General features: G+C 74.3%; 10 protein-coding genes. 7 read left to right on the top strand and 3 right to left on the bottom strand.

Annotated elements, in window-relative coordinates:
* Positions 1 to 35: 35 nt before the first annotated feature.
* Complete coding sequence (locus tag ACQEUR_RS04365) at positions 36 to 1,106, top strand: hypothetical protein (RefSeq protein ID WP_433025501.1); 1,071 nt, start codon at positions 36 to 38, stop codon at positions 1,104 to 1,106.
* A gap of 300 nt (positions 1,107 to 1,406) precedes the next feature.
* Entirely contained in the window at positions 1,407 to 2,429 is a 1,023-nt protein-coding gene (locus tag ACQEUR_RS04370; RefSeq protein ID WP_433025504.1) for an ArsR/SmtB family transcription factor, read from the top strand.
* Positions 2,430 to 2,443: 14 nt separating this feature from the next.
* Here ACQEUR_RS04370 and ACQEUR_RS04375 read toward each other — a convergent pair whose 3' ends face one another.
* Positions 2,444 to 3,646, bottom strand: coding sequence for a coenzyme F420-0:L-glutamate ligase (locus ACQEUR_RS04375; protein WP_433025969.1), 1,203 nt, complete (start codon positions 3,644 to 3,646; stop codon positions 2,444 to 2,446).
* Between the two features lie 52 nt (positions 3,647 to 3,698).
* Positions 3,699 to 4,688, bottom strand: coding sequence for a 2-phospho-L-lactate transferase (gene cofD, locus ACQEUR_RS04380; protein WP_433025507.1), 990 nt, complete (start codon positions 4,686 to 4,688; stop codon positions 3,699 to 3,701).
* Positions 4,689 to 4,787: 99 nt separating this feature from the next.
* On the opposite strand from cofD, the gene ACQEUR_RS04385 reads away from it, so the two are divergent.
* From ACQEUR_RS04385 to ACQEUR_RS04395, 3 genes are all read left to right on the top strand, one after another.
* Positions 4,788 to 5,912, top strand: coding sequence for a hypothetical protein (locus tag ACQEUR_RS04385; protein ID WP_433025510.1), 1,125 nt, complete (start codon positions 4,788 to 4,790; stop codon positions 5,910 to 5,912).
* 106 nt (positions 5,913 to 6,018) lie between these two features.
* Positions 6,019 to 8,598 carry a bifunctional FO biosynthesis protein CofGH gene (locus ACQEUR_RS04390; protein ID WP_433025513.1) on the top strand — a complete coding sequence of 860 codons (2,580 nt, stop codon included), beginning with the start codon at positions 6,019 to 6,021 and terminating at the stop codon, positions 8,596 to 8,598.
* Positions 8,599 to 8,931: 333 nt separating this feature from the next.
* Positions 8,932 to 9,189 (top strand): WhiB family transcriptional regulator, encoded by a 258-nt coding sequence (locus ACQEUR_RS04395; RefSeq protein ID WP_192765159.1) that lies wholly within the window; start codon positions 8,932 to 8,934, stop codon positions 9,187 to 9,189.
* Between the two features lie 68 nt (positions 9,190 to 9,257).
* On the opposite strand, the gene ACQEUR_RS04400 is transcribed toward ACQEUR_RS04395, so the two are convergent.
* The gene (locus ACQEUR_RS04400) at positions 9,258 to 9,707 is read right to left on the bottom strand and encodes a metallopeptidase family protein (protein ID WP_433025517.1); all 450 of its coding nucleotides are present in this window, start codon (positions 9,705 to 9,707) and stop codon (positions 9,258 to 9,260) included.
* 186 nt (positions 9,708 to 9,893) lie between these two features.
* Here ACQEUR_RS04400 and ACQEUR_RS04405 point away from each other — a divergent pair, with 186 nt between their 5' ends.
* Entirely contained in the window at positions 9,894 to 10,262 is a 369-nt protein-coding gene (locus ACQEUR_RS04405) for a DUF3499 domain-containing protein (protein WP_433025520.1), read from the top strand.
* A 415-nt stretch (positions 10,263 to 10,677) separates the two neighbouring features.
* Positions 10,678 to 11,868: a polyamine ABC transporter substrate-binding protein gene (locus tag ACQEUR_RS04410; protein ID WP_433025522.1), complete on the top strand. Its 1,191-nt coding sequence runs from the start codon at positions 10,678 to 10,680 to the stop codon at positions 11,866 to 11,868.
* Positions 11,869 to 11,871: the final 3 nt, after the last annotated feature.

The following is an 11,871-nucleotide window of genomic DNA, read 5'->3' on the forward strand; positions in this document are numbered from 1 at the left end:
CGCCACCCTATGCGACCAGCCGTAGCATGATCCTCATGACGCACCCCCCGAGCACGGTGGAACTCGGCCTCACCGGCAACGAGGCGAGTGACCTGCTGCCGGTGCGCTCACCCGAACTGCTCGCCGCGTACGGCGCCCGCCGCGCCTGCTGGACGGTGCTCGACGAGGGACCCGTCGAGCAGTCCCTGGCCCTGCTGGTGCAGGGGTACGACGGCGGGTGGAGCACCCACCACGTCCCGATGGACGCGGGCGAGGAGAACGGCCGTACCGACGACGCCGAGGCGCTGGCCCGGGACGGCGAGTGGGTCTACGTGGTCGGGTCGCACTTCGGTTCGAAGGCCGGCCCGCTGCGGCCCCGACGCGCCTTCGTGGCCCGGTTCCGCGAGCCGGAGGCGGTCGCCGCCCGGCCCCGGCTACAGGTGGTCCGCAACCAGTTCCGGCTGCACCGCGCGGTCAACGACGCGCTGCCGCGCGCCGGGATCGTCCCGCTGCCCGGGGGCGCCCTGATCCGGCACCGGTTCATCACCGCGACGGTCGACCGGGGCACCGCCCGGGCGAAGAGCTGGGTGAGCCGGCTGGCCGCCGAGGACCTGCCGGTCAACGTGGAGGCGGCGGCCTTCACCCCGGCCGGCACGCTCCTGCTCGGCCTGCGCTTTCCGGTCACCGCCCGGGGCGAACCGATCCTCGTCGAGGTCTGTGACCTGGCGGAGATGTTCGACCGGCGGGGCTGGCCCCGGGTCGTCGGGGCGTACGCGCTGACCGGGGTGACCGCCGAGGGGGAGCTGACCGGTTTCCGGGCGCTCTCCGCCCGGGGCGACGGCTCGTACGACGCGGTGATCGGGTCGATCGACGCGCTCGACAAGGGCTCGGTGCTGCTCGACGACCATCCGAGCGGCGGCGACGTGGCGTGCCGGCACGTGCGGTTCGGGCAACCGGAGGGCCCGGGTCGGCCGATGACGCCCGGCGTGCTGGTCGCGGACCTGGCGCCGCTGCGCAACGTGGAGGGGCTGACCGAACTGGAGGGCACCCGCTACTACGTGACCGACGAGGAGCATCGGGTGGCGCTGCGGATCGTCGAAGGAGGAGCGGCGGACGCCGGCTCCTGAACGCCTCGCGGAGGCAGGGGTGGCGGAAGCGACCGCCCGGACGGCACCTTCGCGGAACAAGGGCCGCGAACCCTCGTGGTGACCGTCCGGACGTCGCGTTCCTCCCCCGCCCGGCATGCCGTAGGACCACCGGCGTCGACGACGCCAGCGGATCCCGTTGCCGGCACAGCGAGCATGCCGGTTGGCCCGGGTGGCCGTCGAGGTCTTTCAGCTCAGGCTGAAAGACACAGATGGATGGCGCCCGGTAGAGTGCGACTGGTTGCCGGGCAGCCCCCGTCCGGCGATTCGGGAGTGCATGCCGTGCTGAGAATCTTCTTCTCCAGCGAGGACCTTGCCCGGACCCGCGTCGCCCCCGCCGCCGACCCGGTCTGGGAGCTGGTCCTCAGCCTGCACCTGCTCCAGGGCCGGAGCCGGGATCCGGTGATGGCCGGCTGGCGGCGGAACGTCTCCGGCGGGCTGCGCCGGGAAAACACCCTCGCCCGGCTGCGGCTGCTCTTCGCGCTCAACCCGCCGCGCGGATACTTCCCCGACTTTCTCACCCCGTCCCAGAGCGTGCACGGGCTCGACGCCGGGCTGGACGCCGTACGGTCCACACCGGTCGCCGCGCTGGAGCGGGACCTCACCCTGCTCGCCGCGGAGAACCCGCTCTCGCTGCCCGGTTCGGCCTCCGCACTGGCCCGGGGCGACTCCGAGGTGCTGGGCCACCTCACCGAGTCGATGCGCACCTACCGGGAGACGGCGATCGAGCCGTACTGGGGACGGGTGCAGGCGGCGGTGGAGGCGGACCGGATCCGCCGGGCCCGCGCCCTGCTCGACGGCGGGGTCGAGGGGCTGCTCGCCAGCCTGCGCCCGGCCAGCCGGTGGGACGCGGGGGTGCTGGAGGTGCCGGACTATCCGGCCGACCGGGAGCTGCACCTCGACGGGCGTGGGCTGTTCCTGGTCCCGTCGTTCTTCTGCGCCCGTACCCCGGTGACCCTGCTCGATCCCGAACTCGCCCCGGTCCTGGTCTATCCGGTCGACCGGCTCGGCGGGCTGGCGCCGGCTCCGGGTGAGGGGGCCGGTCTGGTCCCGGCAGGTGGTCGGGGCGAGAGCGGCCTGGAGGCCCTGGCCGCGTTGCTCGGCCGCACCCGGGCCAGCGTGCTGGTGGCGGTGGGCGACGGCTGCTCGACCGGCGAGGTGGCCCGCCGGCTGCACATCTCGGCCGCCGCGGCCAGCCAGCACGCGACCGTGCTGCGCAACGCGGGACTGCTGGTCAGCCACCGGGACCGCAACACGGTGCTGCACAGCCTGACCCCGCTCGGCCGGGCCCTGCTGGACGGCTGAGCGGGTGCCGGCGGTCAGCCCTGCGGTGCCGGGGCGACGGTGACCAGCACGGTGGCCCCCACGGCGCCGGTCGGGGGCGACAGGAGCGTCGACCCGGCTCCCTCGGCGGCCAGCGCCGCGCGCAGCCGGTGCAGATCGGCGCCGAACCGGATCAACGCGGCCGGATCGGCGGCGTCCGGCGGCCGGCAGTCGATCACGGCGGCGTCACCCGGCCGCTCCGAGTCACCCGGCCGCTCCGAGTCACCCGGCCGCTCCGAGTCACCCGGCCGCGCCGAGGGTGGGGCGGTGCCGAGCCGGGCGCGTACCCCGGCGGCGGTGTCGATGGTGAGGACGGTGCCGGGCGCGACCACCCCGGCCACTGCGGCGATCGCCCGGGCCGCCGCGTCGGCGGCCGGTGCCGACCCGGCCGGCTCGCCGTCCGCGCCGGCCCATCGGCCCGGTGGCACCGCCGACTCGCCCAGCACGGCGGCGGCGCGCAGCCCTTCCGCCCGCGCCTCGGCGGTGCCCAGCGCGAAGAGGTCCTGCCCGGCGTCCCGGACCAGCGTGGCCGCGCCGGGACCGTCGTCCGGCTCGGCCGCGGTCAGGTAACCGCGGATCACCGCGACCGGTACCTGGTCGCACTTGCCCTTGACCAGCTCGCCGGCGCCGGCCAGCTCGTCGACCACGGCCATCTGGGTGATGCTCAGCTTGTTGCCGTACGGGTCGATCTCGCCCCGGTGGTCCCGGACCGCGGGCATCCCGGCGACCCCGAGCGCCACGTCGGTGAGGCCGTTGCGCCAGGGCCGGCCCATGGTGTCCGAGACGATGACGGCGACGTCCGCGCCGTGCCGCTCCCGCAGTCCGGCCCGGAGTGCCCGGGCGGAGGCGTCCGGATCCTTCGGCAGCAGCACCAGCCGGGAACGGTCCACGTTGGAGGCGTCGATGCCGGCGGCCGCCATCACGAAGCCGTGGTGGGTCTGCACGATCCGGGTCGTGCCGCGCCGGGCCACCGGGCGGGCGGTCTCCGCGGCGAGGAACTCCGCGCGGACCGCCTCCCGCTCCGGGCCGTCAACCGGTACGTCGACCACCCGGCCCTCCGCCTTCGACACGATCTTGCTGGTGACCACGAGCACGTCGCCGTCGCGCAGCCACGGCGCGGCGGTCGTGATCAACGCGGCCAGGTCGTCGCCCTCGGTGACGTCGCCGATGCCCAGCACCGGCAGCACCTCGAGTTTCATGCCCACCCCCCGGGCCTGTCCCATCCCGGCTCCACGGCCCGTCCCCGGCGGGTCATCCCCGCTCCTCGCCGGGTCGGCCCAGCGCCAACGCCGCGCGGACCATCTCCGTCGTCGCCGCCTCGTCGGTCATCCAGAGCGGGGCCGCCCGCACGGTCAGCCCCGGTACCGCCACCCCGGCGTCCGCCGAGTCCACCAGCCAGGCGTCCAGGATGCCACCGGCGGAACGGGCGCCGTACAGCTCCGCGACCCCGGCGGCGGTGCAGGGCACGCCAAGCACGGCCAGGCAGCGGTCCGCCATCCCGCGTACCGGGGCGCCGCCGATGATCGGCGAGACCCCGATCACCGGTGCCCGGCCGCCGACCAGCGCCTCCCGCAGCCCCGGCACGGCGAGGATCGGGGCGATGCTCACCACCGGGTTGCTCGGGGCGAGCAGCACCGCGTCGGCCCCGGCGAGCGCGTCGAGCACCCCGGCCGCCGGTTTGGCCGCCTCGGCGCCGACGAAGACGAAGCGGTGGGTGGGCAGGGCGCCCCGGTGGCGTACCCACCACTCCTGGAAGTGGATGGCCCGCTGGGTGCCCGCGCCGTCGGACCCGCCGCCCGGGTCGCTCACCACGGCGTGGGTCTCCAGCCGGTCGTCGGTGGCGGGAAGCAGGCGTACCCCGGGTCGCCAGCGGGCGCAGAGCGCGTCGGTCACCGCCGAGAGCGGATATCCGGCGTCGAGCATGGTGGTCCGGACCAGGTGGGTCGCCACGTCCCGGTCGCCGAGGCCGAACCAGGTCGGCTCCGCACCGTACGCGGCCAGCTCCTCCTTGACCGTCCAGGTCTCGCCGGCCCGCCCCCAGCCGCGTTCCGGGTCGGCGCCCCCGCCGAGGGTGTACATCACGCTGTCCAGGTCGGGGCAGATCCGCAGGCCGTGCATGATCACGTCGTCGCCCACGTTGACCACCGCGGTCACCTCGGCGCCGGCCTGCCGGGCGTACGCCCGTACGCCGGTGAGGAAGCGGGCGCCGCCGATGCCCCCGGTCAGTACCACGATGCGCATGTCGACCATCCTCGCCTACCGGCTGTCGTCGGGCACTGTGCGGGTGGGCGGACTAGGCTCATGCGTCGCCACCGTCCGCCACCGCCCGAAGGGGGAGTCTTGACCAGTCAGCCCGGGCCAGCGCCGTCCGACGCGCCGCAGGCCAGTCAGGTGACCAAGCCGCTGCGCGAGCTGATCGCGTTCGTGCTGATCGGGGCGAATGCCCTGCTGCTCTTCGCCGCCGTGATCGATCTCCTCGTGCCGAACTCGGACGACTACACCGACCGGGCCCGGTACACCGCCGGCAGCTTCATCGGGCTCACCGCGATCGTGCTGCCGGTGCTCGCGGTGCTGCTGGCCACGCACGTCCAGCCGCCGGTTCCCCGGGCCAAGGTGATCACCGTGGCGGCGCTGGCCGAGTACGGCGTCTCCGCCTTCTTCGGGCTGATCACGATCTTCCCGTGGCTGATCGACACGCTGGCCGAGGCGAGGTTCAAGGACTTCTTCCTCACCCTGCTGAGCCGTACGGCGCTGGTGGCGCTCTTCGGCGTGGCGGCGTTCGTGGTGTACCGCGTCTGGCGCACCCTGTACCACGTGCCGAAGCCGAAGCGGCAGCCCGGCCTCTACGGCCAGCCCCAGCCGTACGGGCACCCCGGGCAGGGTTACCCGGGTTACCCGCCGGTACCGGGCCAGCAGCCCGGCTACCCGCCCGCCGGTTACCCGCAGGGTCCCGCCCAGTCCACCACGTACGGCAGCCCGACCGTCTTCGGCCAGCCGATCGACTACGGCACCCCGGCCAGCTTCGGCCAGCCCGGGTACGGCGCACCGCCCACCTCGGCCCCGCCCACCTCGGCCCCGCCCACCTCGGCCCCGCCCACCTCGGCTCCGCCCACCTCGGCCCCGCCGGCCCCGGCTCCGTCGTCGGCTCCGCCGGCCCCCGCCTCGGCGCCGCCCGCCGCCCCGTCCCCGGCCCCGCCGGTCCCGGCCGCTCCCGCGTCGGCACCGCCCGCGTCGGCACCGCCCGCCTCGCCCTCGCCCGCCTCGTCCTCGCCCTCGCCGGCCGGGACCGAGGACGAGGAGGCCGAGCGCACCCAGGTGCTGCACCAGCGCACCGGTTCCGGCTCCGGGCCGGCGGACGAGCGGACCCAGCGGATCAACCCGGCCAGCCAGCAGCCGTCGGCGGGTGCCCGGCCGCCCGCTCCGGAGGCGGACGACGACCCGACCCAGCCGCCGCGTCAGGCGTGACCCGGCGGCGGTGAGCCGGGCGCTGTGATCGTTGCCACGGCGTGGGGCCGGGTGCCGGCCCCACGTCCGGGCGTGCGGTGTCCGGGATACGGCCTAGGCTGCACGGGTGGCTGATGGGACTGACCGGGCACCGACCGACGCCAGCATCCGTCGGGCCCTGCGTCGCGCGGCGGACGGACGGGCCCTCGACCCGGACGAGGCGACCGCGCTGCTCGCCGCGCGGGGCGAACTCCTCGACGGGTTGCTCGGGGTCGCCGCCGGGGTGCGGGACGCCGGGCTGATCGAGGCGGGGCGCCCCGGGGTGGTGACCTTCTCCAAGAAGGTCTTCATCCCGCTGACCCGGCTCTGCCAGGACCGGTGCCACTACTGCACCTTCGCCACCGTGCCGCACCGGCTGCCCGCCGCCTACCTGGAGCGGGACGAGGTGTTGGCGATCGCCGCCGCCGGCGCGGCGCAGGGCTGCAAGGAGGCGCTCTTCACCCTCGGTGACCGGCCGGAGCGGCGCTGGCCACAGGCGCGTCAGTGGCTGACCGAGCGGGGTTTCGACTCCACGTTGGACTATGTCCGGGCCAGCGCGATCGCGGTGCTGGAGGAGACGGGCCTGCTGCCGCACCTCAACCCGGGCGTGCTCTCCTGGGCCGAGTTGCAACGGCTCAAGCCGGTGGCGCCGAGCATGGGCATGATGCTGGAGACGACGGCGACGCGGCTCTGGTCCGAACCCGGCGGACCGCACTACGGCTCGCCGGACAAGGAGCCCGCGGTGCGGCTGCGGGTGCTGGACGACGCCGGCCGGGTGGGGGTGCCGTTCACCACCGGCATCCTGATCGGCATCGGCGAGACCCCGGCCGAACGGGTCGACTCGCTCTTCGCCATCCGGCGCAGCATGCGGGAGTACGGCCACCTCCAGGAAGTCATCGTGCAGAACTTCCGGGCCAAGCCGGACACGGCGATGCGCGGGATGCCGGACGCCGAGCTGCACGAGCTGGCCGCCACCGTGGCGGTGGCCCGGATCCTGCTCGGCCCCCGGGCCCGGATGCAGGCGCCGCCGAACCTGATCGCCGGCGAGTTCGACCTCCTCCTCCGGGCCGGCATCGACGACTGGGGCGGCGTCTCGCCGGTCACCCCGGACCATGTCAACCCGGAGCGGCCCTGGCCGCACCTGGACGAGCTGGCCGCCCGTACGGCCGCCGCCGGGTTCACCCTCCGGGAACGGCTGACCATCTACCCCGAGTACGTCCGCCGGGGCGACCCGTGGCTCGACCCCCGGCTCGCGGCGCACGTGGCCGCGTTGGCCGACCCGGAGACCGGCCTGGCGGTCGAGGCGGCCCGTCCCACCGGCCGGCCCTGGCAGGAGCCGGACGAGCAGTTCGTCCCGGCCGGCCGGACCGACCTGCACGCCACGATCGACACCGCGGGCCGCACCGCCGACCGGCGCGGGGACTTCGACCACGTCTACGGCGACTGGGCCGAGGTCAGCGCCAAGCTCACCCCCGCACCCCCGACCCCCAAGATCCCGGTGATCAGGGAGCAGTTCCCGCGGGTCGCCGGCGGGTCGCCCGACGGGGCCCCTGATCATGCCGATCATGACCTGCGGGCCGGTCTCCGGCTGGCCGCCGACGACCCGGCCGCGCTGCTGGAGCCCCGGCACGAGGCCGCCGCGCTGGCGCTGTTCGGCGCCGACGGGGCGGCCCTGGACGAGCTCTGCCGGCTCGCCGACGACGTCCGTCGGGCAACGGTCGGCGACGACGTCACCTACGTGGTGAACCGCAACATCAACTTCACCAACGTCTGCTACGTCGGCTGCCGGTTCTGCGCCTTCGCCCAGCGCGAGCGGGACGCCGACGCGTACCGGCTCTCCGTCGAGCAGGTCGCGGACCGGGCCGAGGAGGCGTGGCGGGACGGCGCGACCGAGGTGTGCCTGCAGGGCGGCATCGACCCCAAGCTGCCGGTCACCGCGTACGCCGAGCTGGTGCGGGCGATCAAGACCCGGGTGCCGGGGATGCACGTGCACGCCTTCTCGCCGATGGAGATCGTCACCGCCGCCGCCAAGGCCGGCGTACCGGTGCGGGAGTGGCTGACCGCACTGCGCGAGGCGGGCCTGGACACCATTCCCGGCACCGCCGCCGAGATCCTCGACGACGACGTGCGCTGGGTGCTGACCAAGGGCAAACTGCCGGCCGCCGCCTGGGTCGAGGTGGTGAGCACCGCGCACGAGCTGGGCATCCGGTCCAGCTCCACCATGATGTACGGCCACGTGGACCACCCCGGGCAGTGGCTGGGGCACTTCCGGGTACTGGCCGGGGTGCAGGACCGCACCGGCGGGTTCACCGAGTTCGTCGGGCTGCCGTTCGTACACACCAACGCGCCGATCTACCTGGCCGGGATCGCCCGGCCCGGCCCGACCTGGCGGGAGAACCGGGTCGTGCACGCGATGGCCCGGCTGCTCCTGCACGGCCGGATCGCCAACATCCAGTGCTCCTGGGTCAAGCTCGGGGACGCCGGCACCGCGGAGCTGCTCCGGAGCGGCTGCAACGACCTCGGCGGCACGCTGATGGAGGAGACGATCTCCCGGATGGCCGGTTCGGACCACGGTTCGGCGCGTACGGTCGCCCAGTTGGAGCGGATCGCGGCCGCCGCGGGACGCCCCGCGCGCCGCCGTACCACGGTCTACGAGCGGGTGCGCTGAGTCCGGTTCCGGCCACCGCCGCCGGGGAGCCGGCGTGGCGCGCCGTGCCGCGCCACGCCGGAACTTGGGTGCAACTCGCCGAGCGTGCGTTACCCCTGCCCGGTCTGAATCGATAGGGCAGGTTGCGAGACCGCGACGGCGTGACCGTCGTCCGGACACGCGGCAGGGTGGCCCTACTTAGCAGGTTCCGCTTGACGACGCACGCATTACACGCGTGTAATTTCAGTGGGGTCGTTCGTACGGAGCGCATCAAATCGCTACCGGACGGACAAACACGCCTTCCGCGTGGGGGGTTGCGCCGGCTGTGCCGGTGCGCGATAAGGAGGCAACTGGATGGACGGCCGACTCGAGGTGGCCGACCTGCTCGGGAATGCTCCGGAGTGGCAAGAGCGCGCGCTGTGCTCGCAGACCGACCCGGAGGCGTTCTTTCCCGAGAAGGGCGGCTCGACCCGTGAGGCGAAGCGGATCTGCTCCCGCTGCGAGGTCAAGACCGAGTGCCTGGAATACGCGCTGGGGCACGATGAACGGTTCGGGATCTGGGGCGGGTTGTCCGAGCGCGAGCGGCGCAAGTTGAAGCGTCGGGTCGCCTGAGTGGTCGGGCCCGGGTGGTGGGGGCCGCCCGGGCCAGGCCGGTCCACGCCCTGGCGGGCGCCCGGCCGTCAGGCGAGTTCGTCGGGATCGACGCCGAGCAGGTTCGCGACCTGCTCGATGATCACGTCATGCACGAGGTCCGCCAGATCCTCCCGGTCGATCGCCCGGAATTCCAGGGGCCGACGGTAGAGCACGATCCTCGGCGGGACCTCCTGGCGGCCGGGGCGGCCGGGCAGCAGCCGGGCGAGCGGCACCTCGCCGTCCTCCAGCACGTCCGAGTCGTAGACGTTGAGATCCGGCGGTACGTCCTCGACCGCGAACTCGACGCCGGCCAGTTCCTTGGCGAACCGCCGCTCCAGCGTCTCCACGGTGTCGAGCACCAGGTCGTCGAAGATCTCGGACTTGGTACGGGCCAGCGGCACGGTGGCGGGTACGAGACGTCCGCGCAGCCCGCGCCCGTGCCGGTCCCGATGGGTGCGGCGCCCGGGGTTGGGCCGACGATTCTCCGGACTTGTCATCTCAACCCCGCTTCGCGTTCGGCCGTGGGCTCCGGCCCACGACGCCAGGGTAGTCCTGGTCCGAGCGGCGTCGGCTCGGGGATTCGGCCGTGTCGGAAGCGGCACGCCCGAATTGTGATCACCGCTACCGGCGTGTCGGAACGGCAAGCGGAGTCACGGGGCCGGTAGTGGCGATACCGTGCCGCCGTGAGGTCACCACGGCGTTGCTCCCGCAACGGCTGCCCCCGACAGGCCGTAGCCACGCTGACCTATGTCTACAACGAGTCCACCGCCGTGGTCGGACCGCTCGCCGCGTTCGCCGAGCCCCACACGTACGACCTCTGTGAGCCGCACGCCCGCAGCCTGACCGCGCCGCGCGGCTGGGAGGTGGTCCGGCACGAGGGGGAGTTCGAGCCGCCGCCGCCGACCACGGACGACCTGGTCGCGCTCGCCGAGGCGGTACGCGAGGCGGCCCGCCCGGCGCCGGCGCGTCCGGAGGAGACCGGGGTCGATCCGCAGACCGGCCAGCAGACCGGCCGGCGCGGCCACCTCCGGGTCATCCCGCCCAGCCACTAGCGAGCGGCGGCTCGGCGACCCCGGGCCATCCCGCTCTGTGCGCTTCCCGGGCCGGTTGGCAGCAGCCCGGCCTGTAGGCCTGCCCCGTTTGTGCGCCCGTCGGCAGGCGGCCCGCCGCGGTGTCTCGTCTCACGGCCTGTAGGCCTGCCCCGTTCGTGCGCCCGCCCGCCGACGGCCGACCGCTGCGGCTGCGGTGTCCCGTTCGTGCGGGCAGGTCTACAGGCCGCGTCAGGGCATGACCGCTCCAGGGGCACCGAGGGGGGAGCGCGGGTTCGCCGGCGAGGCCGGGGGAGGGCCGGTGACGCTGGAGCGGGTCGCGATCCCGGGTCTGGCTAGAGTCTTTGTGTTGATCTCCGGCCAGCGGGTCGCCACCGGCGTACCGGCCCGCCGGCCGCCGCCCCGAGGAGCCCGTGCCATGCGCGACCGATCCCGCCCCGAGCCGCGGCTGCCCCGGCGGACCCTGCTGCGTGGCCTGGCCGGCTCGGCGGCACTGGCCGCCGCGACGGCCGCCCTGGGCGGCTGCGGGACCCGGGGGGCCGCCCGGAGCGAGGCCGACTGCGCCAGCGAGGACCGGTCGGGCACCGAAAAGGAGCTGGCCTTCTCCAACTGGCCGCAGTACCTCGACGTGACCGACGACGGGTCGCGGCGGCCCACCCTGGAGGCGTTCCAGGCCCGGACCGGGATCCGGGTGAGCTACGCCGAGGACATCAACGACAACAACGAGTTCTTCGGCAAGGTACGCAACCAGCTCGCCGCCTGCCAGCCGATCGGCCGCGACATCGTCGTGCTCAGCGACTGGATGGCGGCCCGGATGATCCGGCTCGGCTGGGTCCAGCGGCTCGACCCGGCGCGGCTGGCCACCGTGCACGCCAACCTGCTCCCGTCACTGCGCGCGCGGGCGTACGACCCGGAGAACGCGTACGCGATCCCGTGGCAGTCCGGCCTGGCCGGGCTCGCCTACAACGGCAACGTGACCGGCGAGATCCGCACCGTCGACGAGCTGCTCACCCGGCCGGACCTGAAGGGCCGGGTCACGATGCTCAGCGAGATGCGGGACACCGTCGGCCTGCTGCTCCAGTCGAACGGCCACGACCCGGCCGACTTCACCGACGCGCAGTTCGACCAGGCCCTGGAGAAGCTCCGCGCGGCGGTACGCGGCGGCCAGATCCGCCGGTTCACCGGAAACGACTACGCCCCGGAGCTGGCCCGCGGAGACATCGCCGCCTGCGTGGCCTGGTCCGGCGACGTGATCCAGCTCGCCGCCGAGGACGCGAAGGTGCGGTTCGTCGCCCCCGACTCCGGGGTGATGCTCTACTCCGACGACATGCTGGTGCCCAACCGGGCCACCCACCGGGGCAACGCCGAGGCGCTGATGGACTACTACTACGAACCGGCGGTGGCGGCCCGGCTCGCGGCGTACGTGAACTACATCTGCCCGGTCCGGGGCGCCCGGGCGGAGATGGAGCGGATCGACCCGGAACTCGCCGATCACCCGCTGATCTTCCCCGACGACGCGCTGCTGGGCCGGGCGAAGGGCTTCATGACGCTCACCGAGGAGCGGGAGCGGGCGTACGAGTCGAAGTTCCAGCAGGTCATCGGGGGTTGACGG

The sequence above is a fragment of the Plantactinospora sp. CA-290183 genome (assembly GCF_050936375.1).
In the GTDB taxonomy this organism is placed as follows: Bacteria; Actinomycetota; Actinomycetes; order Mycobacteriales; family Micromonosporaceae; genus Plantactinospora.